This window comes from Kribbella sp. NPDC026611 (assembly GCF_040638345.1).
In the GTDB taxonomy this organism is placed as follows: Bacteria; Actinomycetota; Actinomycetes; order Propionibacteriales; family Kribbellaceae; genus Kribbella.
On record NZ_JBEZYC010000013.1, the window covers coordinates 40,987 to 67,379 of the forward strand.

27 protein-coding genes and 1 pseudogene are annotated in these 26,393 nt (G+C 69.0%); 6 read left to right on the plus strand and 22 right to left on the minus strand.

Annotation, left to right across the window (positions count from 1 at the left end; all coding sequences use genetic code 11):
- Positions 1-6: 6 nt before the first annotated feature.
- Positions 7-876, minus strand: coding sequence for an aldo/keto reductase (locus AB0E69_RS37375; RefSeq protein ID WP_360157766.1), 870 nt, complete (start codon positions 874-876; stop codon positions 7-9).
- Between the two features lie 84 nt (positions 877-960).
- On the opposite strand from AB0E69_RS37375, the gene AB0E69_RS37380 reads away from it, so the two are divergent.
- Positions 961-1,530 (plus strand): helix-turn-helix domain-containing protein, encoded by a 570-nt coding sequence (locus AB0E69_RS37380; protein WP_360157769.1) that lies wholly within the window; start codon positions 961-963, stop codon positions 1,528-1,530.
- On the opposite strand, the gene AB0E69_RS37385 is transcribed toward AB0E69_RS37380, so the two are convergent.
- Positions 1,505-2,338, minus strand: a complete 834-nt coding sequence (locus AB0E69_RS37385) for a helix-turn-helix transcriptional regulator (protein ID WP_360157772.1) — start codon at positions 2,336-2,338, stop codon at positions 1,505-1,507. The two genes, AB0E69_RS37380 and AB0E69_RS37385, sit on opposite strands and share 26 nt — an antisense overlap.
- A 108-nt stretch (positions 2,339-2,446) precedes the next feature.
- On the opposite strand from AB0E69_RS37385, the gene AB0E69_RS37390 reads away from it, so the two are divergent.
- Positions 2,447-3,460: an aldo/keto reductase gene (locus AB0E69_RS37390; RefSeq protein WP_360157775.1), complete on the plus strand. Its 1,014-nt coding sequence runs from the start codon at positions 2,447-2,449 to the stop codon at positions 3,458-3,460.
- 302 nt (positions 3,461-3,762) lie between these two features.
- Here the strand turns inward: AB0E69_RS37390 and AB0E69_RS37395 are convergent, their stop codons facing one another.
- The 5 genes and pseudogenes from AB0E69_RS37395 to AB0E69_RS37415 all read right to left on the minus strand — a co-directional run bounded on the left by AB0E69_RS37395 (position 3,763) and on the right by AB0E69_RS37415 (position 8,571).
- Positions 3,763-5,637, minus strand: a complete 1,875-nt coding sequence (locus AB0E69_RS37395) for a glycoside hydrolase family 76 protein (protein ID WP_360158318.1) — start codon at positions 5,635-5,637, stop codon at positions 3,763-3,765.
- A gap of 95 nt (positions 5,638-5,732) precedes the next feature.
- On the minus strand, positions 5,733-6,008 hold the full coding sequence (locus AB0E69_RS37400) for an aldo/keto reductase (RefSeq protein WP_360158321.1): 276 nt from the start codon (positions 6,006-6,008) through the stop codon (positions 5,733-5,735).
- Positions 6,004-6,531 (minus strand): annotated as a pseudogene (locus AB0E69_RS37405) (aldo/keto reductase); the annotation flags it as partial. The pseudogene AB0E69_RS37405 and the gene AB0E69_RS37400, both read right to left, overlap by 5 nt.
- 55 nt (positions 6,532-6,586) lie before the next feature.
- Entirely contained in the window at positions 6,587-6,973 is a 387-nt protein-coding gene (locus AB0E69_RS37410; RefSeq protein ID WP_360157778.1) for a DUF4234 domain-containing protein, read from the minus strand.
- 179 nt (positions 6,974-7,152) lie between these two features.
- Complete coding sequence (locus AB0E69_RS37415) at positions 7,153-8,571, minus strand: DUF2252 domain-containing protein (RefSeq protein ID WP_360157781.1); 1,419 nt, start codon at positions 8,569-8,571, stop codon at positions 7,153-7,155.
- Positions 8,572-8,650: 79 nt separating this feature from the next.
- Between AB0E69_RS37415 and AB0E69_RS37420 the strand changes: the two genes are divergently transcribed.
- Both AB0E69_RS37420 and AB0E69_RS37425 read left to right on the plus strand, forming a co-directional pair.
- Positions 8,651-9,706 (plus strand): LLM class flavin-dependent oxidoreductase, encoded by a 1,056-nt coding sequence (locus AB0E69_RS37420; protein WP_360157784.1) that lies wholly within the window; start codon positions 8,651-8,653, stop codon positions 9,704-9,706.
- A gap of 106 nt (positions 9,707-9,812) precedes the next feature.
- Entirely contained in the window at positions 9,813-10,679 is an 867-nt protein-coding gene (locus AB0E69_RS37425; protein ID WP_360157787.1) for a peptidoglycan recognition family protein, read from the plus strand.
- A 69-nt stretch (positions 10,680-10,748) separates the two neighbouring features.
- Here AB0E69_RS37425 and AB0E69_RS37430 read toward each other — a convergent pair whose 3' ends face one another.
- The 6 genes from AB0E69_RS37430 to AB0E69_RS37455 are packed head-to-tail and all read right to left on the minus strand — an operon-like array spanning position 10,749 to position 15,058.
- The gene (locus tag AB0E69_RS37430) at positions 10,749-11,315 is read right to left on the minus strand and encodes a hypothetical protein (protein ID WP_360157790.1); all 567 of its coding nucleotides are present in this window, start codon (positions 11,313-11,315) and stop codon (positions 10,749-10,751) included.
- On the minus strand, positions 11,312-11,815 hold the full coding sequence (locus AB0E69_RS37435) for a hypothetical protein (RefSeq protein ID WP_360157793.1): 504 nt from the start codon (positions 11,813-11,815) through the stop codon (positions 11,312-11,314). The genes AB0E69_RS37430 and AB0E69_RS37435 overlap by 4 nt, the downstream gene beginning before the upstream one ends.
- Positions 11,812-12,153, minus strand: coding sequence for a PadR family transcriptional regulator (locus AB0E69_RS37440; RefSeq protein WP_360157796.1), 342 nt, complete (start codon positions 12,151-12,153; stop codon positions 11,812-11,814). Before AB0E69_RS37440 ends, AB0E69_RS37435 begins: the two co-directional genes overlap by 4 nt.
- A gap of 51 nt (positions 12,154-12,204) precedes the next feature.
- The gene (locus AB0E69_RS37445) at positions 12,205-13,764 is read right to left on the minus strand and encodes a DUF6297 family protein (RefSeq protein ID WP_360157799.1); all 1,560 of its coding nucleotides are present in this window, start codon (positions 13,762-13,764) and stop codon (positions 12,205-12,207) included.
- Complete coding sequence (locus AB0E69_RS37450; RefSeq protein WP_360158324.1) at positions 13,761-14,366, minus strand: ABC transporter ATP-binding protein; 606 nt, start codon at positions 14,364-14,366, stop codon at positions 13,761-13,763. The genes AB0E69_RS37445 and AB0E69_RS37450 overlap by 4 nt, the downstream gene beginning before the upstream one ends.
- Before the next feature lie 56 nt (positions 14,367-14,422).
- On the minus strand, positions 14,423-15,058 hold the full coding sequence (locus tag AB0E69_RS37455) for a class I SAM-dependent methyltransferase (RefSeq protein ID WP_360157802.1): 636 nt from the start codon (positions 15,056-15,058) through the stop codon (positions 14,423-14,425).
- Between the two features lie 105 nt (positions 15,059-15,163).
- Between AB0E69_RS37455 and AB0E69_RS37460 the strand changes: the two genes are divergently transcribed.
- The gene (locus AB0E69_RS37460; RefSeq protein WP_360157805.1) at positions 15,164-16,138 is read left to right on the plus strand and encodes a carbohydrate kinase family protein; all 975 of its coding nucleotides are present in this window, start codon (positions 15,164-15,166) and stop codon (positions 16,136-16,138) included.
- A 1-nt stretch (position 16,139) separates the two neighbouring features.
- Here AB0E69_RS37460 and AB0E69_RS37465 read toward each other — a convergent pair whose 3' ends face one another.
- Positions 16,140-16,559 carry an ester cyclase gene (locus tag AB0E69_RS37465; protein ID WP_360157808.1) on the minus strand — a complete coding sequence of 140 codons (420 nt, stop codon included), beginning with the start codon at positions 16,557-16,559 and terminating at the stop codon, positions 16,140-16,142.
- A 76-nt stretch (positions 16,560-16,635) separates the two neighbouring features.
- On the opposite strand from AB0E69_RS37465, the gene AB0E69_RS37470 reads away from it, so the two are divergent.
- Positions 16,636-17,229 (plus strand): TetR family transcriptional regulator, encoded by a 594-nt coding sequence (locus AB0E69_RS37470; RefSeq protein ID WP_360157811.1) that lies wholly within the window; start codon positions 16,636-16,638, stop codon positions 17,227-17,229.
- On the opposite strand, the gene AB0E69_RS37475 is transcribed toward AB0E69_RS37470, so the two are convergent.
- Genes AB0E69_RS37475 through AB0E69_RS37510 form a run of 8 tightly spaced genes read right to left on the minus strand, consistent with a single transcriptional unit; the run spans position 17,217 to position 26,344 of the window.
- The gene (locus tag AB0E69_RS37475; RefSeq protein WP_360157814.1) at positions 17,217-17,903 is read right to left on the minus strand and encodes a GntR family transcriptional regulator; all 687 of its coding nucleotides are present in this window, start codon (positions 17,901-17,903) and stop codon (positions 17,217-17,219) included. The genes AB0E69_RS37470 and AB0E69_RS37475 overlap by 13 nt on opposite strands.
- 57 nt (positions 17,904-17,960) lie before the next feature.
- A complete protein-coding gene (locus AB0E69_RS37480; RefSeq protein ID WP_360157817.1) occupies positions 17,961-19,238 on the minus strand; it encodes an alpha/beta fold hydrolase in 1,278 nt (425 codons plus the stop codon).
- A complete protein-coding gene (locus AB0E69_RS37485; RefSeq protein WP_360157820.1) occupies positions 19,231-20,052 on the minus strand; it encodes an ATP-binding cassette domain-containing protein in 822 nt (273 codons plus the stop codon). The genes AB0E69_RS37480 and AB0E69_RS37485 overlap by 8 nt, the downstream gene beginning before the upstream one ends.
- Complete coding sequence (locus AB0E69_RS37490; protein WP_360157823.1) at positions 20,049-20,852, minus strand: ABC transporter ATP-binding protein; 804 nt, start codon at positions 20,850-20,852, stop codon at positions 20,049-20,051. Before AB0E69_RS37490 ends, AB0E69_RS37485 begins: the two co-directional genes overlap by 4 nt.
- Positions 20,849-21,832: an ABC transporter permease gene (locus AB0E69_RS37495; protein WP_360157826.1), complete on the minus strand. Its 984-nt coding sequence runs from the start codon at positions 21,830-21,832 to the stop codon at positions 20,849-20,851. Before AB0E69_RS37495 ends, AB0E69_RS37490 begins: the two co-directional genes overlap by 4 nt.
- On the minus strand, positions 21,829-22,785 hold the full coding sequence (locus tag AB0E69_RS37500; RefSeq protein WP_360157829.1) for an ABC transporter permease: 957 nt from the start codon (positions 22,783-22,785) through the stop codon (positions 21,829-21,831). Before AB0E69_RS37500 ends, AB0E69_RS37495 begins: the two co-directional genes overlap by 4 nt.
- Positions 22,782-24,476, minus strand: coding sequence for an ABC transporter substrate-binding protein (locus AB0E69_RS37505; protein ID WP_360157832.1), 1,695 nt, complete (start codon positions 24,474-24,476; stop codon positions 22,782-22,784). The genes AB0E69_RS37500 and AB0E69_RS37505 overlap by 4 nt, the downstream gene beginning before the upstream one ends.
- The gene (locus tag AB0E69_RS37510; RefSeq protein ID WP_360157836.1) at positions 24,476-26,344 is read right to left on the minus strand and encodes a beta-L-arabinofuranosidase domain-containing protein; all 1,869 of its coding nucleotides are present in this window, start codon (positions 26,342-26,344) and stop codon (positions 24,476-24,478) included. Before AB0E69_RS37510 ends, AB0E69_RS37505 begins: the two co-directional genes overlap by 1 nt.
- Between the last annotated feature and the right edge of the window lie 49 nt (positions 26,345-26,393).

The following is a 26,393-nucleotide window of genomic DNA, read 5'->3' on the forward strand; positions in this document are numbered from 1 at the left end:
TGCCGGCTACACCAAGGCGTCGAGCTCGGCGAGGGATTGGTCGTCGAGCTCGACGTCTGCTGTGCGGAGGTTGTCCTCTAGGTGGGCGATGGTGCGGGTGCCTGGGATGAGGGCGGTGTGTTTGTCGTGGACGAGGATCCAGGCCAGGCAGATGGCGGCGGGGGTGGTGTTCAGGCGGGTGGCGATCTTCTGTACGGCGGGGAGGTCGGTGGGTGAGGGGATGCGGTCGAAGGCTGAGCCGAGGGGGAAGTACGGGATCCAGGCGATGTCGTGGGCCGCGCAGAGGGTGAGGAGCTCTTCGCTGGAGCGGTCGAGGACGCTGTACGCGTTCTGGACGCAGACGATGCCGGCGGGGAGAGCCTGCTGCAGCTGGGCGATGCTGACGTTGCTGAGGCCGATGGCACCGATCAGACCTTCGTCGCGTAGGGCAATTAGTTCGGCCAGCTGGTCGTCGAGGGGTACGACGTCGTCGCCCGAAGCGATGAGCCCCGGGCCCTGGTCGGCGCGCCGGAGGTTGACCACCGGGATCTGGTCCAGGTCCAGGGACTCGAGGTCCAGGTGGACCTGCTCGCGCAGCTGGGCCGGTCGCTGGGCCAGCGCGAGCCGAGCGGGCGTGTCCACGCGGCGGGCGCCAACCTTGCTGACGATGACGAGGTCGTCGTACGGGTGGAGGGCGGCGCGGAGGTGCTGGTTGACGGTGGTGTGGCCGTAGAAGGACGCGGTGTCGACGTGGTTGACGCCGAGCTCGACGGCGCGCCGCAGTACGGCGGTCGCCGCGGCCGTGTCGACGTGCTCGAGCTGCATCGCGCCGTACCCGATCCGGCCGATCTCGTGGCGGCCGAGCCAGACAGTGCCGCCTGGGCGTTGCGAAGTCATCAGCGGTGTCCCCAGAGGTAGAGTGAGAAGTGGAGGTTTCTCCACTTCCAACGACGATAGCACTAACTGGAGGTTTCTCCATTTATGCGAGCAGACGCGGCGCGAAAGCGTGAGCAGGTGGTGAGTGCGGCCGGCGCGGAGCTGGTCGACCTGGCTGTGGCTGCGCGCGACGGCGAGCCGGTCCGCCTCTCGCTGGACCGGGTCGCGGCGCGGGCCGGCGTCGGCATCGCCACGCTGTACCGGCACTTCCCCACTCGGGAGGCGCTGCTGGAGGCGGTTTATCGGCACGAGCTCACGCGGCTGTGCGACGCCGCGCCGTCTATGGCAGCGTCCGGGTCCGCCGACGAGGCGCTCCTCGCCTGGATGCACCGCTACCTCGACTTCGTCGACTCCAAGCGGGCGATGGGCGTCAACCTGCGTGCCATGGTGGCCTCCGGCGCGATCACGCAGTCGGACACCCGCGCCCGGCTCACCGAGGCAGTGGCCCACTTCCTGCAGGCGCCGATCTTCCGCACCGACGTCCAACCGGGGGACGTCGTAGCCGCCATGGCCGGCGCGGTGATCGCCGCCGATCCCGATCAGCAGCGTGCGCAGACCGAGCGCCTGCTGGTGCTTCTGGTGGACGGACTCAGGCGAAGGTCTGGGTCCCGATGACGCGGAGTAGGTCGAGCTTTTCGCGGGCGTCGGTGCCCTCCACCGGGAAGAACGCCCGGACGCGCAGGTCGGCCTGAGGGGTCAGCAGCGTCTCGCAGAGTACGTCGAGCTCGCCGACCTCGGCGTGGATGATCCGCTTGTGGCCGAGCCGCCGGGTGTTGACCTCGTGGCGGGCCCACAACTCGCGGAACTCTGCGCTGTCTGCGAGCAGCGATGAGACCAGCTCGTTGACGTCGGTGTCGCCCATGCGACGGGCCTGGGCGGCGCGGAGGTCGGCTACGTGCGCGGCGGACAGCACGTCCCAGTCTTCCTCGGGAAACATGCGCCGGGTGTCGGGCTCGGTGAACCACAGCCAGGTCAGGTTCCGGCCGACTGCCGCGCCGACGAGTGCGTCCGCGAGTGGGTTCTGCCAGAGCACCTCTTCGATGTCGGTGCAGATGAAGACCGGGATGTCGGTGAGCCGGCTGACCAGCGCGAGCAGCCCGGGGCTGACGTGACGGTCGGCCCGGCGCAGCGGCGGCGCCAAGCCGGCCAGGTGGTACAGGTGGTCACGCTCGTCCAGGTCGCAGCGCAACGCCCGGGCGAGGCTCGCGACGATCGGCTCTGACGGGTTCGCGCCGCGGGACTGCTCGAGTCGCGAGTAGTAGTCCGTCGACATCCCGGCCAGTTGCGCGACCTCCTCGCGGCGGAGTCCCGGCGTACGGCGGCGTGCACCCGGCGGCAGGCCCACGTCCGCGGGCCGGAGCAGCTCGCGGCGATGGCGGAGGAAGTCGGCCAGGCCGTCGCGATCGATCACGTCAACCATCATCCGCGACTGCCCAAGCGCCAGCCAGGGACAACCTGTCCGTGGCTGGGCTGGGCCTTCTCCATGGTCGCCGGGCGGCAGAGGGTGAAGGAGAACCCAAGGAGGAACCCAATGCACTACCGCACCCTCGGGCGGACCGGGATCAAGGTCAGCCCCTATGCGCTCGGCGCGATGATGTTCGGTGCCGTCGGCAACCAGGACCACGACGAGTCGATCCGGATCATCCACAAGGCGCTGGACACCGGGATCAACCTGATCGACACCGCGGACATCTACTCGCACGGCGAGTCCGAGGAGATCGTCGGCAAGGCCGTCAAGGGCCGCCGCGACCGCATCGTCATCGCCACCAAGTCGCATCTGCCGATGGGCGACGACCCCAACCAGCGCGGCAACTCCCGCCGCTGGATCATGACCGCGGTCGAGGACTCGCTACGCCGGCTGGACACCGACTACATCGACATCTTCCAGATGCACCGCCCGGACCCGGACACCGATGTCGAGGAGACGCTGTCCGCGTTGACCGACCTGATCCGCAGCGGCAAGGTCCGCGCGATCGGCTCGTCCACCACGCCGGCCAGCGAGATCGTCGAGGCGCAGTGGATCGCCGAACGCCGCGGCCTCGAGCGGTTCCGCACCGAGCAACCGCCGTACTCGATCCTGAACCGCGGGATCGAGCGGGAGGTGCTGCCGATGGTGCAGAAGTACGGCCTTGGCGCCCTCGTCTGGAGCCCGCTCGCGCAAGGTCAGCTGACGGGTCGCGCGCCGGCCGACCTTCGGCGTACGGCGCGGTACCAGCACATGTCGGACGAACGGCGGCTCGCGGTCGTCGAGCAACTGATCCCGGTCGCCGACGCGGCCGGCCTCAAGCTGACCCACCTCGCGCTGGCGTTCGCGATCGCACACCCGGCCGTCACCTCGGCGATCATCGGTCCCCGCACGATGGAACATCTCGACGACGCGCTGGCCGGGAAGGACGTCGTACTCGACGACGCCGTCCTCGACCAGCTCGACAAGATCGTCCCACCAGGCACGGACGTCGGCCGCCTCGACATGGACTACGACACCCCACCTCTCCTCAACCCCACCCTCCGCCGCCGCCCGTCCGACGACCGCGCGGCAGCCTGAACAGACGTCAAACCTCCAGAACAAAAACACCCAGAAAAACAAAAGAAGATCATTCAGAAGTTCAGAGTAGGCCTGCACGCAGAAGTTTAAAGAAAGACAAGAGAGATTAGAGTGGTGACCGGCTTCACCGGTCAACCAGCGGTCGGCCTGCGACGGCAGTCCTATACGGCCGTGACGATGGAGATCTCCTGTGGCACCCGGCCTGAAACAGTACGTCGCGTCGGGAAACCTCCGGTGGACCACTGAAGCCGGCCACCACTCTAAAATCTCTCTTTCTCTGTTTTTCTCTTCAAATCAATAAACTATTTGTACGTCGCAGTCACGTGGTAGACGCGGCCGCCCCAGCCGTCGTTGGGGTAGGAGTCGGAGACTCGGATGTAGCCGGCCTTGCCTGCGCCCAGGTACGGCGTGAGGTCGAAGGTGCGGGGGGCCTTGTTCTGGCCGTCGTGGTACTCGTTCGTCTCGGTCGCCACGGTCGTCCAGTTCTGGCCGTCGCCGCTGACCTGCACGACGAACTCGTTGTCGATCGTCAGCGTCGCCGAGGCCGCTGTGGCGTCGGCCGGGAACGGGAAGCGGTAGACGAAGTACGAGTGACCGTCCGCGAACCGGTTCTGTACGCCGTTGCTCTGCGAACCGTCCGCGTCCCACAGCCACGGGCTCTCGGCCGCCGTACCGGTGTCGAAGTCGGCGCCGTGGGCGATCAGGATGTCGGCCCGCGTGGTGAAGGAGAGCAGCGGCCCGGAGGTCGCCGTGGCGGTCACCGCGTAAGTGCCGTCCGGCGTCCCGGCCGGGATCGTGACGTCGAGATCAACCGTCTTCGCGACCGGTGCGGCGTTGCCGTGCGGTTGCAGGCTGGCGGTGGCCCGGGCAGGCGTCACGGTCCAGCCGGCCGGAGCCGCTGCCCGTACGGCGACCTGCAGCGGCGCGTACCCGGTCGCCTGCAGCTTGACCGTCAGCTTCACGTGCGTGGACGCCCCGGTCGCGGGCATCACGATCGGCTGGGCTGGGCTCGTCGTTGCCGACAACGACTGCACCGGCGCCGGTCGCGGCACAGCGGCGATCAGCGCGCTCAGTGCGCTAGCCTGGGTCCGCCAGTCGAAGACGTTCGGGGTCGCGCCGGACCACCGCTCCCCCAGCCGGTCCGCAGCGTCCTTGTCGTGGTCCCAGACCGTCGCCGCTTGCTGGGCGACGAAGTCGACGTACCGGTGGTCGTTGGTCGTGTCGGCGAGGTCCATCCAGTACCGCATGAAGATGCCCTTGAACTGCTTGCCGTTGTCGTCACAGGTCCGGCCTGGCGCATCGCAGTACTCCGTCAGCACACCGTCGGTGACCAACCCGCCCGGCGCGATCGCGGCGTCGGCGAGCCGACGTACCGTGGTCAGCAGCTTGGGGTCGCGGGTGGCGCGGTACAGCTCGAGGCCGGCGCCGATCGCCAGGCCCTGGTTGTAGCTCCAGACCGTGCCGCCGTTGTTCGCGCAGTTGTTCAAGCCGTCGTTCACCAGGCCGTCGGCGTTGATCATCCCGCTGTTGTTGAGCCAGGTCCAACCCTCCTTCGCCCGGCCGAGCCAGCGCGTGTCGGCGGGCATCCGGTTGTGCAGCTCGGCGGTGAGCCGGATCCACAGGCCGTTGGTGACCGCGTTCTTGTACGTGCGCTCCGCGTCCCACCAGACGCCGCCGCCGCACGTGCTCGGGTCCCAGTAGCCCTCGACGTACTCCGCGATCTTGACCGCCATGTCGAGGTACTTGCGGTTCTTGGTCAGGTCGTACGCCTGGACCCAGGTCAGACCCCACCACTCGGAGTCGTCGATCGCGCGGCTGGTGAAGTTGCCGAGCAGCGGGTCGCCGGACAGATAGCCGGGCGGGAACGCGCCTTTGTCCTTCTCGAACGTGTTGTCCAGCTGCCCCAGGTAGCGGCGGTCGCCGGTCCGCTGCATGTAGTCGCCGATCGTCTGCAGCGCGACCGCCGAGTTCCACCAGCTGGAGGGGAACCAGGCCTTGTTCGGCTCGTACGAGCTCATCAGTACGTCGGCGGCGACGCGAGCGCGGGCGGTCGCGGTCGGGCCTTCGGCGGCGGGGGTGGTTGCACCAGCCGGCGCCGGAGCCGCCAGGGCGGCGGCCAGCAGCACCGCGCCGGCGGTCAGGACGCGCAGCAAACGCGCAGGACGGTTCACGCTCATGGTCTCCTCGATTGCTTCGTGGCGGTCGGCGGACCGAGGTTGGAAACGTTTCAGCCTGGTATCGAGGAGTATCGTCGTCGCCGCCGACAACGATGTCAATGGCTCAGGATCGCGGCAATCTCGTCCAGCTGTGCCGAGGTGAGCGGACCGTGCTGGAGTGCGCCGGCGTTCTCCTCCACCTGCGCGACGGTCTTGAAGCCCGGGATCGGGACGAAGGCGTCGCTGCGCCCCCAGAGCCAGCCGAGCGCGCCTTGAGCGAGGGTCCGGCCGTCGGAGGTGAGTACGTCGCGGATCGCGTCGAGGCGGCGGAGCCACTCGGCCTGGTCGCCGGAACGGAAGTCCCAACCGTGCCGTACGTCGCCCGCGGGCAGGCTGCTCCTGGTCGAACTTGCCGGTCAGCAGGCCCATCCCGAGCGGACCACGAACGATACTCGCCGGCCCGCGTTGCTGGCAGAGCTCGAGGACTTCGGCGTTGCCCCCGAAGACGTTGAAGTGCTGCTGAATCGCCTTGCAGTGCTCGCTCTTCGCGAACACCGCGGCGCGCTCGGGATCGTCCGTGCTCCACCCGATCGCCCGGACCTTGCCCGCGGCAACCAGCTCTTCGAAGACCGCGAGCACCTCGTCCGCCTTGGCCAGGTCCTACCCGCCGAGATGGAACTGGTAGAGGTCGATCCGGTCGGTCCCGAGCCGCCGCAGCGACTCGCCGCAGGCCCACCGGAGGTACGCCGGATCCCCGTTCTCACCCGGCGCCTCGCGCGTCTCCTCGACGTACGTGTGTCCGGCCTTGGACGCGATCACGATCTCGTCCCGGACGTCGCCGAGCGCCTGGCCGATCAGCTTCTCGCTGTGCCCGCACCCCGTACACCCTCCGACCGAGAACGGGAACGTTTCCATCACCAGATCACGCTCCCGCCCGTTGGTACTGGGCCCGACAACTCGCAGCGATGAGTCAGACGTACAAGGAGATCGGTGCGCCCGCCGGAGCGTCGCCGTACGAGTTGACCACCTTGTTGAGCTCGAGCTGGTAGTACAGCGTGCCCAGGCCGAGGACGAACATCAGCAGCAGGCCGACGCCGGCACTGCAGGTGGCCGGCAGCCCGGCGGCCCGCTGGCTCTCGGCGATCCGCTTGCCGGTCCGGAAGTACGAAATCATCGGGGCGATTACGGTCCAGCCCAGGAGCAGCAGCACCAGCATCGGGCCGGCGACCGGGACCACCCGGCGACGGTCGAAGTGGGCCAGCTCCTTGTGGATCTTGTAGTACCAGACCAGGTGGTAGATCCCGAGCGTGACCAACGGCAGCCCGAGCCAGGCGCCGACGGGGTGCCGCTGCTTCATCTGCATCCCCTGCGCAACCGGAGTTCCACCCCGTTGCGGCAAGACGATCTGCTGTCCCACGAATACCCCTCCCAAGGACGTTGCGCCGGCGGCAAGTCCCCCCTGCCGCCGAACACTGAGCGCAACGCGTACGGCCGCTACATCGCTCGACGGCTACGAAGCGTTACAGCAGCTCTTGATCAAACTCCTGTGGTGGCCTCGACCCGGCCTTCGGCGACGGCGGTGGCCAGGGCGGCGTGGTCGGTGATCGTCTGGTCGGCGTAGGTGAGAGAGAACTCTGCGATCGCGTTGTCGAAGCGGGTGGATTTGCCGAGGTAGGCCGAGATGGCGAAGCGGTCACCGGAGCGGGCATGGGCGCGGGCGAGGGTCCAGCCGCAAAGGCGGGCGTACAGCTTCATCGCCTCGGGGTTGAGGGCTCCGATGTCGGCGGACAGCTTCCAGTCGCGGAGCTGGCGGACGTAGTAGTCCTGCTCACCGTCCGTGGTCTCGGCCCGGAGCCAGCCGAGGAAGATGTCACTCGCCGCCTGCATCAGCCGCTGCCCGACGACGACCCGCTCCCCCTGGTTGCCGTGCTCCGAGACACCCGCGTACGTCGACAACGCCGACGGCCCGGCCTGCTTCGCCTGGAGAAGCAGCCCCTCGTCCCCGACCGTCGACTCGAGCAGCAGGATCCATGCGCGGGTCCCCACGCTCCCCACCCCGACCACCTTGTGCGCGACATCGGTCAGCCGGAAGTGGTCGAGCAGATGCTGCCGGTCCTGCTGCAGCGTCTCGCGGTACGCCGCGACCATCTGCTGCACCTGGGCGAGCAGCTGCGCGCCGTCGATGTCGACCAGTTCGTCCATGGGGACGACCAACGGTGGGTCGGAGACGATCCGGCGCCGGCCGTCGACCACCCTGGTCAGTTTCCCGATCGCCTGGATGCTGGTCCGGGTGTACGCCTTCGCCAGCTTGCCCTCGGCGAACACGACGTCCTTGCGCTGCCTGCCCGCCGACACCGTCTCCTTGTACTGCTTGACCGCGTCCTCGACATCGAGGTGTGCGTACCAGACCGCCAGAATCGGCTGCCCGGCGAACCCCCGCATCGCCTCGCGATAGTTCCGTACGGCGGTCAACGCCAGCTCGCGGCACTGCTTCGTACTGAACCCGTTGTCCCGCCCGGCCACCACGAAGCTCGTCGCCAGCCGCTTCACGTCCCACTCGAACGGCCCCGGCAGCGTCTCGTCGAAGTCGTTGAGGTCGAACACCAACCGCCGCTCCGGCGACGCGTAGGCACCGAAGTTGGACAGGTGCGCGTCACCGCTCAACTGCACCGTCAACCCGGTCGACGGCGTCTCGGCCAGGTCTGCGGCCATCACCAACGCCGAGCCTCGGTAAAACGTGAACGGCGACGCCAGCATCCGCCCGTTCCGGATCGGCACCAGATCCGGAACCCGCCCCGCGGCCTGCCCGACGAGCAGGTCGACCGGGTCCCGAGCCGGGTTCAGCCTGACCTCGGCCTGCGACTCCAGCGGGACGGCCTTCCGGACCGCCTTCCCCCGCGCCACCCGCTCCTCGGCGCTCAACTGCCCCGCCACAACCCCTGCCACGACCGCCATGGGCTCAGCGTCGCGCTCCGGCTGACCAGTCCGCAAGACACCCAAAGTCGACCAAATTAGTCGACTTAAGCTGCTTCGTATGACTTTCCTCTGGTACATCCCGAACCAGGTCGACCCCGGACACCGCGGCGACGACGCCGGCACCGGACACAACAGCCTCGACCGCCTGACCGAGCTGGCCCGGCTCACCGAGGACCACGGGTGGGCCGGCGCACTGCTCGGCACCGGCTGGGGCCGGCCCGACACCTTCACCGTTGCGACCGCTCTGGCCGCGCGGACGACGACCTTCCAGCCACTGGCCGCGATCCGTCCCGGCTACTGGCACCCCGCCCACTTCGCGTCCGCCGCGAGCACGCTCGACCAGCTCACCGGCGGCCGGCTCCTGATCAACATCGTCTCCGGCCAGGACAACCTCGCGGCGTACGGCGACAGCGAGGGCGCCCAGCCGCAGCGCTACGCCCGGACCAAGGAGTTCCTCCAGCTGGTACGGCGGCTGTGGACCGAGGAGGACGTGACGTTCACCGGGGAGTACTTCGGCGTCACCGGATCCACGGTCGCAACGCGTCCCGTCGTACGCGAAGGACGCCCGCATCCCACGCTGTACTTCGGTGGCGCGTCGGACGCTGCGCAGCGCGTGGCCGCGACGGACGCCGACGTACAGCTGTTCTGGGGCGAGCCGCTGGACGGGATCGCCGAGCGGATCGCCAAGCTCAAAACCCTGGAACAGCAGCTGGACCGGCAGCACCCACCGCTGGAGTTCGGTCTGCGTATCACCACGCTCGTCCGCGACACCACCGACCAAGCCTGGGCCGACGCCGAGGCCAAGGTCGCCCAGCTGGCCGCAGCTCAGGGCTCACGCGACCGCCTCTGGTTCAAGGCGGTCGGCCAGCAACGACTGCTCGACCTTCACGACCGCGGCGAGGTCCTGGACGACAACCTGTACACGGCTCCCGGCAAGTACGGAGGCGGCGGCGCCGGCACCACCTGGCTGGTCGGCTCCCCCGAAGACGTCGCGAAGTCCCTGATCAAGTACCGCGACCTCGGCCTCACTCATTTCATCCTCTCCGACACGCCGTACCGCGACGAGACCGTCCGGATCGGTGATCAGCTACTCCCGTTGCTCACCGCGGGCTGATTGGATGGGGCCACCGCCTTGACGCGCGCGTGCCGACTGTGATCGGTTGATTACCGAGCGCCAGCGGTGGGTATGCGGTGCTGTGAGGCACGTGAGGAGTACTGAATTGGTCACATATCTGCCCAGGTCGGCCTGGAACGCCCGGCCACCGAACGGCGGCCCGGGGAACCTGACCGTCTCGCGGGTCGAGGGCGCGGTGATCCACTGGCCAGGGACGGGGACGACAAAGGTCATCCACACCCAGGCGGCGGTCGCGTCCGCGCTGCGGGGCTGGCAGGACTACCACATGGACACCCGCGGCTGGTCGGACATCGCCTACCAGGTCGCGGTCGACCAGGCCGGACGGGCCTGGACGCTGCGCGGCCTGCGGACCCAGTCCGGCGCCAACGGCGACAACGACGTGAACGAGAGGTACGGCGCGATCCTGCTGGTCCTGGTCACCGGCGAACAGCCGTCGGCCGCGATGAAGGCGACCACCCGCGCGGTGATCGCCGACTTCCGCAAGCTCTACCCGCGCGGGACGGCGATCCGCCCGCACTCAGCGGTCCGGCCGGAGCCGACCGACTGCCCCGGCGATCCCGCTCGTGCCGCGATCGCCCGCGGCGACTTCACCCCAGGCCACTCGGAGGACGACATGACCCCCGCCCAGATGCAGGAACTGAAGAACTTCATCGAGGCCCGGACGCAGGCCTACGCGCTCTGGACGTACCGGCAACTGCGGAAGGACCTGTCCGCGGTGGTGCGGACGTACGCGCTCGACATCAAGAACTACGAGCGCCAGACCGACGCCGCCGACGCGGCCCGCGCGGCCGCCGCGGTCTGGGCCACGGCCCCGAAGAGCCTGCAGGTCGACACCCCGCCTACAGGCGAGCCGACCGCCCCGGACCCGAACGTCGACCCCGACCCCGACCTCCCGGACCTCGACCCGTTCCCGACGCCGCCGGCCACGAACGGCGGCCACCCGACCCCCTGAGCTCCGCCCTCCTGACCAGGCCGCACCGACCGTCGGTGGGGCCTGGTTGGGTATCCGGGCGCGCCTGGTCTACGCGGAGTGAGTGGCGCGTTCGGGGCGGGCGTTCTTGATCAGCATGGCCCAGACCACGAAGGGCGCCAGGCCGACCAGGATCGCCACCGGGAGGCCCAGCCAGACCGGCAGGACGAAGCCGAACTGCCCGGTCACGATGAAGAGCACGAAGACCAGACCGCCCGGCCAGATCAGCGTGCCGAGCCACTTCTCGCGGGTCGTCCAGCGGTTCGAGGTCCACAGCAGGACCGCGCCGGCGATCCAGCCGACGAAGACGAAGAAGCCGCCGAGCGCGAGCAACGCGATCGCGAGGATCTCCTTGCCCCGCAGACGGGTGCGGTCGCGGTCGACGAGCCTCAGCCCATCGGTCGCCGACGCGACGATCTCGTCCGGATCGCCGAGCTGACGCAGTACCCGACGGATCTCGTCGGGCGAATCGGCGCCGGCCGCGCGCGCCTCGGCGATGTGCGACCGCACCTCGGCCAGCAGCTCGGTACGGCGTTCCGCCGGCAGCGGCTCGGCCGACTTCGTCAGGTAGTCGACGTACGCCGCCACCAACTCGTCGCTGGTGTGCTGGGTGGTCATGCGCGGGCGTTCTTGACCAGAGCGCCGAGCAGGCCGAGGTTGACGACGGCGGCGATCGCGATACTGCCCCAGAACGGGGGCTGGACGAATTCGGCGACCAGGGCCGCGGCGTAGGCCAGCGGCCACGCCATCGTCCCGACGAGCTTCCACACCCTGGTCCAGCGGTTCGAGGTCCAGAGCAACCAAACGCCGATCACCCAGCCGACCCCGAACACGAACGGGCCGATCAGCAGCAGCGCGACCGCGGCGAAGTCTCGCGGCCGCATCCGCGGTGGGATCTCGACCAGCACCAGCCCCTCGGTGGCCGCGGCGACGATCTCACTCGGACGACCGAGCCGCTGCAGCACCTCCCCGGTGTCGCTCCCGGACATGCGTGCCTCAGCGATGTGCGCCCGCAGGTCCGCGAGCAGCTCGTCGCGCCGTCCCGCCGGGAGCGTCGCGGCCTCCTTCGCCACGTCGTCCAGATACGCGTCGACCAAGCGATCGCTGTCCAGGTTCATCGCCGTTTCCCCTTCATCAAGATCGCATCCACCGAAGTGCGGAACCGTTCCCAGTCCGCCGTGAAGTCCGCCAGCGCCCGGCTGCCGTCAGCCGTCGACGTGTAGTACCGCCGCGGTGGGCCCGACTCCGACTCCTGCCAGGTCGTCTCCACCAGACCCTCGCGCCGCAGCCGCGCGAGCAGCGGGTAGATCGTGCCCTCCGTCGTCACCAGTCCGTCCACCTCCCCGAGCGCTTTGACCAACTCGAAACCGTAGCGAGGCTCTCCCTGTAACAAGGCGAGCACGCAGTACTCCAGCGTGCCGCGCCGCAGCTGGGTGAAGACCTTCTCAGCTACCATGCGAGACAAGGTACCTGCTCACACCAAGATAAGCCAAGCCGAGGGTCAGCGTCAGTCGGTTTTGGGGCCGACGGCAAACATGATGATCAGCACGGCGGCCGGGATCACCAGGACCCACGTGGAGCTGAGGCCGAGCAGGACCGGCGCCAGGCAGATCAGCAGCAGGTCGAACCCGCGGGCCGGCTGGGAGAACATGCCTGGCGGGATCGCGCCCATCGGCGAGGCGACGAGCGGTCCGCTGTACGACGGCGGCCGCGCGGAGGCCTGCCGTACCGCGCCCGAGATCATCCCCGCGGCCACGGCGAACGTCGCCTCCAGGCTGCCGATCGCGGGCGACGCAAGCGCCGCCCAGAGGATCGCGACCAGCCCAGGCACGACCGCCATCACGACCCGCAGCTCACGCAACTCCCACCCGAGGGCACGGACCAGCCCTTTGGACCGGCAGACGGATCGCAGCCCGTCCATCAACGGCCGTACGGCGACGAACCCGGCGAACCCAGCCGCGACCGGGACCAGTACGTCGAAGCCGGCACCCGCGACGGCGTACGGGACGACGAGCAACGCGAAGCCGATGATGAGCCGTCGCGGCCAGCGCAGGATCCGGACGAACTCCCGCTGCACGATCGCAGCCCCACCCGAACCGCGCCCGCGCCGCGTGTGCGCCCGCCCCTTCAACCGCCAGTGCCGACCGGCGACTACGTCGGCCAGCATGCTGAGATCCAGACTGCTCGCCGCGCCCGCCAGCCCCGCCAACAGCTCACCACCAGCAATCACGCTGGTCCGGCTGAGCTTGTCCAGTGTGTGCGAGGCGATGACCGTCAGGACGACACACAGCACGATGACCACCAGGCACGCCAGCAGTAGCTGGACCTGAGAGGTGGTGACAACACGCTCGGAATACATGTTGAAGGGGATCGACTCGACAGTCTGGCCGGTCACGATGAAGTTCCTGAAGCTGCTGGTGTCCGACCTGCGCTGGAAGGCGAGCAGGACGGCAGGCACCACCGCAGCGATCAGCAGCAGGTCCGCCACCCGCAGCGTCCATCGGGAGCGTCGGGAACTCTGCTGGGCCCACACCGTGGCGACCGCTGAGCACACCAGCAAGGCGGCCAGCAGCAGAGCCGCGCCGAGCATCTCGATCCACGTCGAGCCGATCAGCGCCCAGATGACGAGCGTGGCCAGGAAGCCGGCGACCGCGACGACGGCGACCACCAGGCGGTACGTCGGGCGGAGCAGCGTGGCGCGGTTGACCGGGGTGGCGAGCAGCCAGAAGCCGGTGGCGCGGGAGGCGGACACCGGGCCGACGCTCAGCAGCACGCGAATGGTGATTGCCAACAGCAACGGTACGGCGATCCACGGCATCCAGGTGGACAGGTGGTGGCAGGTGAACGACGTACACCGGGCCGCGTTGGAGTTCAGGTGCTCGACGACGTTGCCGCCGCAGGCGCCGACCATGGCGAGGGTGAAAATGACCAGGTAGGCGTCCTCGAACATCTGCCAGAACGACCGGTCCGCGTGCTTGCGGCGGGTGTCCCGCATCCAGCGCCGCAGGACGCGCGGCGTCGGGATCGCTCCGAAGTCCGACGGGTCGAACTCGACCACCCCGCTCATGGCAGCGGGGTCAACGTGACGACGGAGTCGGCCACCGCCTCGACCAGGGCCGGGTCGTGGCTGGCGAAGAGGATCGACGTACCCGACTTCTTCTCCTCGACCAGGCGGTTGGACAGCCACTGCACGCCGTCCGTGTCGAGCCGGGCCTCGGGCTCGTCCAGGACCATCAGCTTGCGCGGCCGGACCAGCGCCGTCGCCAGTGCGAGGCGACGACGCTGACCGGACGAGAGTGAGCCGGGGAGCTGGTCGGCAGCCCCGAGCAGCCCGATGTCGTCGAGCGTGGTGTCGACGAGGTCCTCGGGCGCGGCGTTGCCGTGCGCGCGGGCGAGCAGGTCGAGATGCTCGGCCGCGGTCAGGTCCGGGAAGAAGTCCAGGTCGTCGAGCAGGGTGGCGACGTCCCGCCGAACCACCGCGGCCCGCTCGTCGATCGGCAGGCCGTCGAGCAGGATCTTCCCCGCGGCCGGTTCGGCCGAGCCGACGATGCACTTGAGCACGGTCGTCTTGCCGGCGCCGTTCGGGCCGACCAGCGCGATCGCCTGACCGGCGGCCAGCGTGAAGGTCAGCCCCTCGATCACCGGCCGGTCGCCGTACTTGTGCTGCAGACCCTGTACGGCGAGGCGTGGCGCCGACTTGCCACCAGACCTGCTCCCGGACTTGCTCACTTCTTGCGGACCAGCGTCAGTCCGTCGCCGATGCCGAGCATGACCACGTCGACCCGCGCGTCCTTGGCGATGTGCGCGTTGAACTCCTTGCGGTCGGCCGGACCGTCGGCGTCGATCACCCGGCCGTTGGCCAGCGTGTTGTCGAACAGCAGCAGCCCGTTCGGCCGGATCAGCGGGAGGACGGTCTCGTAGTACTTGATGTACCAGTCCTTGTCCGCGTCCACGAAGGCCAGATCGAACTCACCCTCGAGCTTCGTCACCGAGTCGTGCGCGTCGCCGATCCGCAGGTCGATCCGGCCCGCGACGCCGGCCCGCTCCCAGTACTTGCGCCCGATCGAGGTCCACTCGTCGCTGACGTCCAGGCAGATCAGCTCGCCGTCCTCCGGCAGTCCGCGCGCGATGGCGAGCGCGGAGAACCCGGTGAAGGTGCCGATCTCGACCGCGCGGCGGGCGCCGATCAGCCGGGTCAGCGTGGTCAGCAGGCCGGCCTGGTCGGCAGTGGTCAGCATCCCGGCCGGGCTGCCGAGCCGCTCGGTCTCGGCCCGGAGCTCGGTCGCGATCTGGTCCAGCTGCATGCCGTGGGCGAGCATGTAATCGTGCAGTTCCTCGGTCACCGGTACCTGATGGCCCATGAATTCCCACCCTCTTCTGGCTCGAACATGTATTAGATCGGTCGCCTGTAGTCTCTATGGGTTGCACGAACCCCGCACACCGACCCCTGCTCGAGGAGCACCTGTATGCGCATCGCCGTCGCCGGATCGATCGCGACCGACATCCTGATGACGTTCCCGGGCCGGTTCAAGGACCAGTTCCTCGAGGAACAGATGCACAAGGTGTCTCTGTCCTTCCTGGTCGACGAGCTGGTCGTGCACCGCGGTGGCGTCGCGGCGAACATCTGTTACGGCATGGCCCAGCTCGGTCAGCAGTCGCTGCTGGTCGGCTCGGTCGGTGCCGACTTCGCCGAGTACGGCGAGGCGCTGACGGCGGCCGGCGTGGACGTGTCCCACGTCCGCGTATGCGAGAACGTACACACCGCCCGGTTCACCTGCACCACCGACCTGGACGCGAACCAGATCGCCTCGTTCTACACCGGCGCGATGGCCGAGGCGCGGGAGCTCGACCTGGGCGCGATCCACCGGGCCAGCGGCGGGATCGACCTGGTGCTGATCGGCGCGGACGACCCGGACGCGATGGTCAAGCACACCGAGCTGGCCAAGCAGCACGGGATCGCCGTCGCGGCGGACCCGTCGCAGCAGCTGGCGCGGATGGAGGGCGACGCCATCCGCAAGCTGGTGGACGGCGCGCAGTACCTGTTCAGCAACGAGTACGAGGCCGGCCTGCTGACGCAGAAGACCGGCTGGAGCCACGACGAGGTCCTCGAGCGCGTCGGCGTACGGATCACCACCCACGGCGGCGACGGCGTGGTCATCGAGGACCAGACCGGCATCCTCGCCAAGGTCCCGGCCGTGCCCGCCCCGGGTCTGGTCGACCCCACCGGCGGCGGCGACGCCTTCCGCGCCGGCTACCTCACCGGCCGCTCGGCGGGTCTCGACCACGAGCCCGCCGCCCATCTGGGGTGCACCCTCGCCACCACGGTCCTGGAGACCGTCGGCACCCAGGAGTACACCCTCGACCAGACCACGTTCCTCGACCGCCTCACCACTGCGTACGGCGCGGACGCCGCCGCAGTGGCGAAGCAGGCCCTCAGCTAGCTCAGCCGAGTCGCGCGAGGCCGCCGGTTTGCGCCAGCAGCGCGAACCGGTCCGGGCAGCCCCAGTGCTCGACGACCTTGCCGTCGACGACGCGCGCCACCTCGAAGAGCGCGATGTCGACCGGCGCATTGCTCGGCGGCCCGAAGAAGCCGCCGGTCGCCGTACCGCGGGCGCGCCCGCGCGCCCACACGGTGTCGCCGGAGACGACCGCGTCCTCGACCGTGTACTCGATGTCCGGCATCAGCTCGTGCACCTGCCGGATCGCCGCCTTCACCTGTTCGTGGGCCTGGGCACCCCTCCCGGCCAGGCCGAACTGGTGCTCGATGAGGTCGGGCGCGCAGACCTCGTCGACGATCGCGTCGTTCCCGGTCGCGAAGCCCTCGTGCAGGATCCGCTCCAGCACCTCGCGTGGTCCGTTCATTGACTCCCCCTTGCTTTGCACTGATTGTGCACTCGATGCAGTATCACTGCACTGACCACAGTGATAGTGTTCCCACATGCCCGAGGGTGTCAAGTCCTATCGCCAGGTGCAGGCGGAAGAGACCCGCGTCCGGATCGCCCAGGCCGCGCGGCGGCTGTTCGCCGCGCAGGGGTACGGCGCGACCAGCATCGACGCGATCGCCAAGGACGCCGGTGTCGCGACCCGGACCGTTTACTCGGCGTTCGGCACCAAGCGCGAGATCCTCTCGCTGATCTGCGACCTCTGGCTGCAGGACGCGGGCGCGCTGGAGCGGGCTCAGCAGGTGTTCGCGATCGAGGACCCGGTCGCGCGCCTACGGGACGGGGCGGGCTGGCTGACGAACCTCTACGCGGCCGGCTTTGACGTCGTCCTCATCTTCGAGGCGGCCACCGACGAGAGCGCCGAGACCAGGGCGCTGCTGCGCTCGAAGCTGGCTGGACGCAACCAGGTGATGGACGCGATCATCGCCTCCCTGGAGAGCGACCTGCGCGTCCCGCTGAAGCAGGCCCAGGCCGTGTACCGCGCGCTCGCCGCGCCCGGCGTGTACCAGGAGCTCGTCGACGAGTCCGGCTGGACCCCAGCGGAGTTCGAGACCTTCGTCGCCGACTCGCTCCAACGTCAGCTGCTCTGAGAGCGGGCCCACAGCCCGCGGACGTGCCCGATGTGCCGGCGCATCAGCTGCTCGGCACCATCTGCGTCGCCGGCCTCCACCAGGTCGATCAGCTCGTGGTGCTCTGTCGCCGACGGGACCAGCCGGCCGCTCTCCACCAGCGGGGTCAGGCCGAGCAGCCGCGTCTGCGACCGCAGATCCGACACCACGTCGACGAGCTTCTGGTTGCCGGAGTACGCGAGCAGCGTGACGTGGAAGACCCGGTCTGCCTCGATGTACGCGATCAGGTCGCCCGCCTCCGCGGCCACCACGATGTCCTCGGCCAGCCGCCGCAGCCGCGGATAGTCGGCGGCCGGGATCAGCGGCACCACCTCGCGCATCGTCGGCGGCTCGATCAGCTGCCGCAGCGCGGCCAGGTTGTCGAGGTCCTCGTCGGACACCTCGGTGACCCGGAAGCCCTTGTTGCGCAGCGAGATCACCAGACCTTCGCGGACCAGGTCGAGCATCGCCTCGCGGACCGGCGTCGGCGAGACCCCGAACCGCGCACCGAGCGTCGGCGCCGAGTACACCTCCCCCGGTTTCAGCTCGCCGGAGATCACCGCGGCGCGGAGCGCGTTGGCGACGCTGTCGCGCAGGTTCTCCCGCTGCGGCAGCGGCCGGACGCTGGGCAGCGGTCCGATCGAGTCGGCAGCCATCGGTTCACCTCCCTGGGGGTCTCGGGCTGTTGTCGGCCTATTGTCGACCACGGGTCGTCACAGATCCCGGAGGCCACCCCCGACGGACGCGACCAGCTCGGTCAGCCGCTCGAACACCCGGTCCGACCCGAGGCCGTCGTGCTCGTACTCGTTCGTCACCCACGCCTGCAGGTTCCCGACCCGGTTCGCGGTGTCCAGCTGCAGCCCGGAGTCGACGTACATGTCGTCGAAGTACACCGCGGCGGCCACCGGTACGTCGTTCGCCGCGAGCCGCTCCAGGTCGTACAGCTCGGACCACTGCGTCCGCTGCGCGAGCACCTCGACCGCGCCCTGGAACGGCCGGAGTCCGCGGATCTCCGCGAACATCCACGGATACATCATCTCGCCGGTGAACAGCAGCGGCCGCGTGTCCTCGGCGAACTCGGGGTGCCGGGCCCGCTCGGTCTCGGCCGCCCAGCCGGTGACGCCCTCGCCCGAGGCGTAGATGCTCTCCTGCAGCCCCGCGAACAGCGGGTTGCCGAGGTACGACGACGATCCGAGAACCTGGCCGAGGAAGACATCGGACAGCTCGTCGCCGTCGAAGGCCTCGTCGAGCAGCCAGTGGATTCGTTCGTACCCCGGCTTCATCCCGAAGTCGATGCCCAGCGACTGCAACCGCCGTACCGTCAACCGGTCACCGTCGGGGAGTCGTACGTCGTCGGCCGCGAGCCGGTCCGCGATCCGGCCGACCCGCTCCACGTTGTGCGGGTAGCGCCGGTAGAACTCGCGGTTCTTCGCCGCGACCCGCGGATAGGTCCGCCGGTACACCTCGGCCGCCGACGGATCGATCGAGGCCAGCCCACCTGTCACGTAGCAGGCGCTCAAACCGGCCGGCGCCTTCGACAGGTAGGTGAGCGTCAGGAATCCGCCGTAGCTCTGTCCGAGCGTCGACCAGCGCTTGCCGCCGAAGACCGCCGTCCGCAGGTGCTCGGCGTCGGCGACGATCGAGTCCGCTCGGAAGCAGGCCAGGTAGTCGGCGCCCTCCTCGGCCGACATCGACGCCAGCTTCCGCCTGGTGACCGGCGTACTCCGCCCGGTCCCGCGCTGGTCCATCAGCACGATGCGGTACGCCTTCAGCGCCTGCTTGATCCACCCCTCCAGCTTGATCGGCCGCGGCCCCTTCCCGCCCGGCCCACCTTGCAGGAACAGCAGGCAGGGAAGGCCCTCGTCCTTGCGCACCGGATCCACCAGCTCGCGGGCGAACACTGTGATCGACGCACCCGGGTCCGACCAGTCGAGGGGCACCGAAACGGTGTGCTCCCGGACGTGCATCCGGGGAATCGTGTACTCAACCATCGCGCCTCCTGCGTCGGGCGTCCCACTCGGGATTGATCCGCGGTACGGCGGCCAGCAGCGTCTTCGTGTAGTCGTGCTGAGGGTCGCCGAACACCTGTTCCCGGGAGCCCAGCTCGACGATCCTCCCCCGGTTCATCACTGCCACCCGCTGAGAGATCTGACGGACCACGGCCAGGTCGTGCGCGATGAACACATAGCTGAAGCCGCTCTCCCGTTGCAGCCGCATCAGCAGCTCCAGCACCTGGGCCTGGATCGACACGTCCAGCGCCGAGACCGCCTCGTCGCAGATCACCAGCTTCGGGTTCACCGCCAGCGCCCGAGCGATCCCGATCCGCTGCGCCTGCCCGCCGGAGAACTGCGCCGGGTACCGCCGGAACTGGTCCGGGTTCAGCCCGACCCGCGCCATCAGCTCCTGCGCGAACGCCCGCCGCCCGTTCGGCGGGGTGATGCCCTGGTAGGTCAGCGGCGCGGTGATGATCCGCTCGACCGGGTACCGCGGGTTCAGCGACGAGAACGGGTCCTGGAATACCACCTGGACGTCGTTCCGGAACCGCGCGAGGTCCTTCCCGCGCGCCCGGGTCACATCCTGGCCGTCGAAGACGACGCTGCCGCGGGTCGGCTCGAGCAGGCGGGCCGCGATCCGCGCGGTCGTCGACTTCCCGCTACCCGACTCCCCCACGATCGCGAGCGTCTCGCCGAGCTCGACGTCGAAGCTCACGTCGTCCACGGCCGTGAACGTCGACCTGCGCGCCATCGCCCCTTCGCCGCGGGTGACGAACTCCTTGGTCACCCCGCGCACCGTCAGCAACGTCATCGGGCCACCTCGTCGTCGATCCGCGGTACGGCGTCCAGCAGCATCCGCGTGTAGTCGTGCCGCGGGTCCGAGAACACCTGCTCGGCGGTCCCGTACTCGACCTGTTCGCCGGACCGCATCACCAGCACCCGCCGGGCGATCGAGCTGATCACCGCGAGGTCGTGGGTGATGAAGATCAGCCCGGTTCCGGTCGTGGACTGCAGTTCGGCCAGCAGCTCCAGGATCTGCGCCTGTACGGTGACGTCGAGCGCGGTCGTCGGTTCGTCCGCGATCAGCAGCGACGGCGCGCAGCACAATGCCATCGCGATCATCACCCGTTGCCGCTGGCCACCGGAGAACTGGTGCGGGTAGTGGTCGACCCGCCGGCCCGGGTCGGGGATCCGGACCCGCTCGAGCGCCTCGATCGCCACCTGCCGGGCCGCCCGCCGCGAGCCGCCGCGGTGCGTCCGGTACATCTCCTCGATCTGCAGACCCACGGTGTAGTAGGGATTCAGCGACGACAACGGGTCCTGGAACACCATCGAGATCGCGTCGCCGCGCACCGGCCGCAGCTCCCGGTCCGATCGCCCGAGCAACTCCGTCCCGTCCAGCCGGACGCTGCCGGACGTCTGCGCGCCACGCGGCAGCAGCCCGAGGACGGCGAGGGCTGTCATCGACTTGCCCGACCCGGACTCGCCGACGATCCCGAGCGTGTCGTCCCGGCCGACCGTGAACGACACGTTCTTCACCACGTCGACCGGACCGCGACCGGTCGGCAGCGTGACCGTGAGGTCTTCGACCACGAACAGGTCCTCGCTCATGACGACACCACCCGCACTCGCGGGTCCAGCGCGGTGTAGAGCAGGTCGACCACGACGTTGCCGACGACAACGAAGAAGGCGGCCAGCAGGGTCACTGCCATGATCACCGGCTGGTCGTTCTTGGCGATCGAGTCGGCGGCCAGCTTGCCGATGCCGTTCAGCCCGAAGACGGTCTCGGTGATCAGCGCGCCGCCGAGCAGGCCGGCGAAGTCCATCCCGAAGATCGTGGTGATCGGCGTCAGCGCCGGCCGGAGCGCATGCCGGCGCATGATCAGCGCACCGCTCAGTCCCTTGGCCCGTGCGGTCCGGTAGTAGTTTTCGGACAACGTGTCGATCACATTGCTCCGGGTCAGCCGCGCGTACAGGCAGGCGTAGCCGACCGCCAGTACGACCCACGGCATCAGGTACGACTCGAACCACAGCACCGGGTTGTCGCCGAACGGCACCGCTGAGGGGAACGGCAGCACCTGCAGCTTCACCACGAGCACGTACTGCAGGACCAGCGCGAGTACGTAGTTCGGCACGCTGACCCCGCCGAGCGCGAGCGCCATCGCCGTACGGTCCCACCAGGTGCCCTGCTTGACCGCACTGACCAGACCGCCGATCACACCGGCGAGCAGCCAGAGTACGGCGGCACCGACAGCGACCGTGACGCTCACCGGGAGCCGCGCGGTGATCATGCTCCACACCGACTCATTCGTCTGGAAGCTGTACCCGAGGCAGGGTGCAGGGCAGTGCACCGAGCCGTACTGACGACCCGCGAAGATGCCGTGCAGGAACTCCCAGAACTGGGTCAGGATCGGCTGGTTCAGCCCGAGCACGTCACGGATCGAGGTGATCCGGTCCGGCGTACAGGTCTTGCCGCAGATCATCACCGCGGGATCCGGCGAGAGCTTGAAGAAGATCAGGTAGGTGAACAGACAGACGGCCAGCAGGATGAGTACGACGCTACCGAGCCGGCCGAGGACGTACCGCGTCACGCCGCCTCCCCCTGGTCGATGAGTGTGCGGATCTTGTCGCCGAGGACGGTCAGGGACAGGACGGTGAGGAACAGGAACGTGCCCGGGATCGCGAAGAACATCGGATCGACGGAGTACCAGCTCACCGAGCTCGAGATCATCTGGCCCCAGGACGCGGTCGGCGGCGAGACACCGACGCCGAGGAACGACAGGCCGGCCTCGGTCCCGATGAAGCCCGGGATCGCCAGCGTCGTCATCACCACGATCGAGCCGCGCAGGTTCGGCAGGATCTCCCGAAACACCACCTGGGTGTCCGTCGCCCCGGACGCCCGCGCCGCCTCGACGAACTCGCGGTTGGCCAGGGTCATCGTCTGCCCGCGGATCACCCGGGCCAGGTAGGGCCAGCCGAACACGCTGATCACCAGCACCAGCAGCGCCGGCCGATTCCCGGACGGCAGCGAGGACAGGATCGCGATCATGAAGATCAGCGCGGGAAACGCCATCAGGAAGTCCATCAGCCGCGAGATCACCTGATCCACCCAGCCGCGGTAGAACCCGGCCAGCATGCCGAGCACGACGCCGAGGATCCCGGTCAGCACCGTCGCCGACAGCGAGATCGTGATCGACACCCGTGCGCCGTACACGACCCGCGCGAACAGGTCGCGGCCGTTCTGCGGCTCGACGCCGAACCAGTGCGAGCCGCTGATCCCGCCGAGCGCCCCGCGCGGTACGCCGCCGAGGCCGGAGTCGATCGCGGCCGAGTCGAACTGGTACGGCCCCCACCCGCTGAGCTTCACGATCAGCGGCGCGGCGACCGCCATCAGCACCACGATCGCCAGGAACACCAGGCAGGCGAGCGCGCCCTTGTCCCGGACGATCGTGGTCAGGATCCGCCGGCCCGAGGCGGGCGGGCCGCCGGCCGGTGCCGGCGAACCCACCTCCTCGATCTCGGCCAGTGTGGGGCTGGTGGTCACTTCGAGGGGTCCTTGAGGCCGACCGACACCAGGTCGATCCCGCCCGAGAACCCGTCGTGCAGGTAGGCGCCACCGACGTTGCTGCCGACCAGCAGCAGGACCTTCTCGTACAGCAGCGGGACGACCGGCGCGAGCGCCATGATCTGCTTGTCCAGGTCGCCGTACGCCTTGTTCGCGGCGGTCACGTCGGTCATCGCGGCGATCTCGGTGATCTTCGCGTTCACCGCCGGGTCGTTCAGCTGCGACAGGTTGGTGTTGCCCTTCGGGGTGATGTTGCGGCCGTCGAACAGCGGCGGTAGGAAGGTCTGGCCGGACGGCCAGTCCGGGCACCAGCCGGTGATCGCGGCGTCGTGCTGCTGCGACGTCGTCCCGATCACCTCGTAGTACGTCGCGGTGTCGATGGTGTTGATCTTGACGGTGATCTTGAGCGGCTCGAGCGCCTGCTGCATCGCGACCGCCATTGCCTGCATCTTCGGGTCCGCCCGGGTATCGAGCGTCATCGTGAAGCCGGCCGCGACGCCCGCCGCGGTGAGCAGCTTGCGGGCGCCGTCGGGGTCACCCTTGTGGTCCGGGCTCGGGTACGGGTCGTAGTCCACCCGGCCGGCCACCGTCGGCGGCTGGATGCTGGTCCCGATCTCGGCCAGCGCGGACCCGCCGTCCGCGTCCCGCACGGTCTGCTTGTTGATCGCGAGGTTGATCGCCTGCCGGACCTTGACGTCGTTCAGCGGCTTCTTCGTGGTGTTCAGGCCCAGGTACGTCGTACAGCCGTTGATGCCGGTCATCGTCCGCTGCTTGAGCTGCGGCGCCTGGATCCGGGCCACGCTGGCGGCCTGAACAGTGCCGGCGATCGCGTCGGCGTCGGCGCCCTGCCCGGCGATCATCCGCTCGTCGATCGTTGCCGGGTCGAGGCCGAAGGTCCAGTGGAACTTGTCCGGGTTCGCCGTCCGGACGTCGTCGGTCTTCTTGTCCCACTTGTCGTTGCGAACCAGCTCGAGCGATGCGCCCGGCTTGTAGGCGGCAACCTTGTACGGGCCGGAGGCGATCGGCTTGGCGTCCAGCTGGTTGCCGGCGCTCTGCCCCTTCGGCACCGGCGTGAAGGTGCTCTGGGCAACCACACTGCCGAAGTCGGCGAACGGCTTCTTCAGGTGGAACACGATCGTCTTCGCGTCCGGCGTCTCGATCGTTGCCAGGGCACCTGACTTGTACGGGCCCTGGTACGACGCAGGCGCCTCGATCAACTGCTTCGCGTACGGCGAGCCGATGCCGAGCTCCGGGTCCCACGCACGGGAGACACCCCACTTCACGTCGGCACTCGTGATCGGCGCACCGGTCTCGAAGAACAGGCCGTCCTTCAGCGTGAAGGTCCAGGTCTTGCCGCCGTCGGACGGCTTGCCGGTGTCGGTGGCCAGGTCCGGCACGATCTTGGTGCCCTCGGCACCGGGCGCGGCGCCCTGGGTGGTGAGCGTGCGGTAGATCAGCCGGTAGAAGTTGTTCACGCCGCCGTCGAAGCCACGGGCCGGGTCGAGGTGCGAGAACGAGGCGTTCGCGAGGATCTGGAGGGTGCCGCCTCGCGCGGCCTTGGCTCCGGGGCCGGCGGACTCACCTTTGGCTCCGGAGGCGCCGCCACCGCAGGCGCTGAGGGTGAGCGCGGCGGTTGCCGCGAGCGCCACGAGCAGGGAAGTTCTCTTCATCAGCAGTCTCTTTCGGTTCGCAGCCACACACGCATGGCCAGGGCCTGACGGTTTCCCCAGAGGAAGTACGGGCCGAAGGTTGCCGGCACGGTGCATGCAGCGGTCTCCCTAGTCGGCTCGGTCGTTTCGGTCAGCACCGGGTAGAGCTCGGTCGCCGGAGCCTCGGCCACACCGACCGTCAACTCGAGCACGAGATGGTCGCCCCGCCGGCGCACGACCGCCCGGTGTACCGCCCCCGGCGACAGCAACAGGTCGTCCACCGGCGCTTCCACATCTTGTTGCTCAACGCAATAAACCAACGGCCCCCGGGCAACCGCGATCCCCGCCCGGGCCGCATCCAGATACGGATGCGCCCCATGAGCCCGCGGCGCCATCGGCAACGTCAACCGCACCACATCCCCCACCACAAACCTCCGCCGCACCACAACCCACCCCGGCCCCACCCCCCGACGCCCCGCGCTCTGCTCTTCCAGCTCAGCACTGGGGCACCACTGCGGGACCCTCAAAGCGATGGTTCGTTCCTCGTCGGGGGCTTCCTCGACGGTGAGCGTGATCTCCCCGTCCCACGGATAGTCAGTGGTGATGTCGAGCTTGAGATCCCCGGAAGTAACGCGTGCGTCCGCATAAACCCCGACGTACAACACCCCATCGCGAACAGCCGCCACCTGGTCCTGCAGTTGAGACATCCAGCGGATGATGTTCGGCGGGCAGCACGGGCAGCCGAACCACGCCCGCCGGAGCAGCTCGCCACCGTCCTCCATCCCGGAGCGCTGCGAGTGGTCCGGCCGCCGCTGCAACGGGTTGTCGTAGAAGAACGCCGTACCGTCCGCCGACAGCCCGACGGCATAGGCGTTGTAGAGCACGGTCTCGTACACATCGAGGTACTTCGACCCGCCGGTCGCCTGGAACATCCGCCACGCCCACTGCATGGTCCCGATCGCCGCGCAGGTCTCGGCGTACGCCCGCTCAGACGGCAGCTCGTAGCGGTCGCCGATCGCCTCGTCGGAGTGCCGGCTGCCGAGTCCACCGGTGAGGTAGAGCTTGGTCGCGACCATGTCGTCCCACAGCCGCTCGAGCGCGGCCAGCAGCGTCGCGTCGCCGGTCTCCAGATACACGTCCGTCACGCCGGCCGCGAGGTACGCCATCCGGACGGCGTGCCCGGTGACCGACGGCAGGTCGCGGAAGGGGACGTGATCCTGGAAGTACTCGCCAGGGAAGATCGTGTGCTCGAGCTTGCCGCGCCCCCGGCGCTCGACGAACAGCCGGGCCTGGGTCAGGTAGTCCTGCTCACCGGTTTCACGATAAAGCTCGACCAGCGCCATCTCGACCTCGGGATGACCGTCGATCACCTCGGCCCCGTGCTCGCCGTACTTCGCGACCACGAGGTCGGCGAATTTGCGCGCGACCGTCAGCAGCCGGTCGTCGCCCAGCCGGCGCCGGGCCGCGACAGCGGCCTGGATCAGGTGGCCGAGGTTGTAGAGCTCGTGGCCCCAACCGAGGTCGGACCAGGGCTGTTTCGGCTGGTCCGGGTCCTGGAAGTACGAGTTCAGGTAGCCGTCCCCGGCCTGGGCCCGACCGAGCAGCTCGACGACCTCGTCGTAGAACTCGCGCGCTCCGGCCGGTGCGTCCTCGCGACCGACCTCGTACGCGAGGCCCTCGAGCGTCTTGTAGAGGTCCGTGTCCAGGAACGGGTACCGCCCGCGGTACGGGCCGACCGTCGCGTCGGCCAGCCGGCGCAGGTTCTCCAGGTTCCCGGCTTTGCGAAGCTCGCCGATGGCATGCGGGATCGTCGCCGCCCGGTTCCGCTGCTGCCAGCCGTGCAGCAGCCCACCGGTCAGCTCGATGCGCAGCGCTGTGCCGTGTGACATTGCACAGACCTTAAGGTGCAATGTCACACCTTGCCAAGGGATTACGGCG

Bases quoted from the DNA above. Each gene is read 5' to 3' on its own strand.
- AB0E69_RS37375 (WP_360157766.1), bottom strand. From the start codon at position 876: ATGACTTCGCAACGCCCAGGCGGCACTGTCTGGCTCGGCCGCCACGAG.
- AB0E69_RS37460 (WP_360157805.1), top strand. From the start codon at position 15,164: ATGCGCATCGCCGTCGCCGGATCGATCGCGACCGACATCCTGATGACG.
- AB0E69_RS37455 (WP_360157802.1), bottom strand. From the start codon at position 15,058: ATGGGCCATCAGGTACCGGTGACCGAGGAACTGCACGATTACATGCTC.
- AB0E69_RS37410 (WP_360157778.1), bottom strand. From the start codon at position 6,973: ATGAAGCAGCGGCACCCCGTCGGCGCCTGGCTCGGGCTGCCGTTGGTC.
- AB0E69_RS37510 (WP_360157836.1), bottom strand. From the start codon at position 26,344: ATGTCACACGGCACAGCGCTGCGCATCGAGCTGACCGGTGGGCTGCTG.
- AB0E69_RS37395 (WP_360158318.1), bottom strand. From the start codon at position 5,637: ATGAGCGTGAACCGTCCTGCGCGTTTGCTGCGCGTCCTGACCGCCGGC.
- AB0E69_RS37485 (WP_360157820.1), bottom strand. From the start codon at position 20,052: ATGACGTTGCTGACGGTGCGCGGGGTGACCAAGGAGTTCGTCACCCGC.
- AB0E69_RS37445 (WP_360157799.1), bottom strand. From the start codon at position 13,764: ATGAGCGGGGTGGTCGAGTTCGACCCGTCGGACTTCGGAGCGATCCCG.
- AB0E69_RS37475 (WP_360157814.1), bottom strand. From the start codon at position 17,903: ATGGCTGCCGACTCGATCGGACCGCTGCCCAGCGTCCGGCCGCTGCCG.
- AB0E69_RS37470 (WP_360157811.1), top strand. From the start codon at position 16,636: ATGCCCGAGGGTGTCAAGTCCTATCGCCAGGTGCAGGCGGAAGAGACC.
- AB0E69_RS37420 (WP_360157784.1), top strand. From the start codon at position 8,651: ATGACTTTCCTCTGGTACATCCCGAACCAGGTCGACCCCGGACACCGC.
- AB0E69_RS37385 (WP_360157772.1), bottom strand. From the start codon at position 2,338: ATGATGGTTGACGTGATCGATCGCGACGGCCTGGCCGACTTCCTCCGC.
- AB0E69_RS37465 (WP_360157808.1), bottom strand. From the start codon at position 16,559: ATGAACGGACCACGCGAGGTGCTGGAGCGGATCCTGCACGAGGGCTTC.
- AB0E69_RS37435 (WP_360157793.1), bottom strand. From the start codon at position 11,815: ATGAACCTGGACAGCGATCGCTTGGTCGACGCGTATCTGGACGACGTG.
- AB0E69_RS37415 (WP_360157781.1), bottom strand. From the start codon at position 8,571: ATGGCGGTCGTGGCAGGGGTTGTGGCGGGGCAGTTGAGCGCCGAGGAG.
- AB0E69_RS37490 (WP_360157823.1), bottom strand. From the start codon at position 20,852: ATGAGCGAGGACCTGTTCGTGGTCGAAGACCTCACGGTCACGCTGCCG.
- AB0E69_RS37440 (WP_360157796.1), bottom strand. From the start codon at position 12,153: ATGGTAGCTGAGAAGGTCTTCACCCAGCTGCGGCGCGGCACGCTGGAG.
- AB0E69_RS37430 (WP_360157790.1), bottom strand. From the start codon at position 11,315: ATGACCACCCAGCACACCAGCGACGAGTTGGTGGCGGCGTACGTCGAC.
- AB0E69_RS37505 (WP_360157832.1), bottom strand. From the start codon at position 24,476: ATGAAGAGAACTTCCCTGCTCGTGGCGCTCGCGGCAACCGCCGCGCTC.
- AB0E69_RS37390 (WP_360157775.1), top strand. From the start codon at position 2,447: ATGCACTACCGCACCCTCGGGCGGACCGGGATCAAGGTCAGCCCCTAT.
- AB0E69_RS37480 (WP_360157817.1), bottom strand. From the start codon at position 19,238: ATGGTTGAGTACACGATTCCCCGGATGCACGTCCGGGAGCACACCGTT.
- AB0E69_RS37380 (WP_360157769.1), top strand. From the start codon at position 961: ATGCGAGCAGACGCGGCGCGAAAGCGTGAGCAGGTGGTGAGTGCGGCC.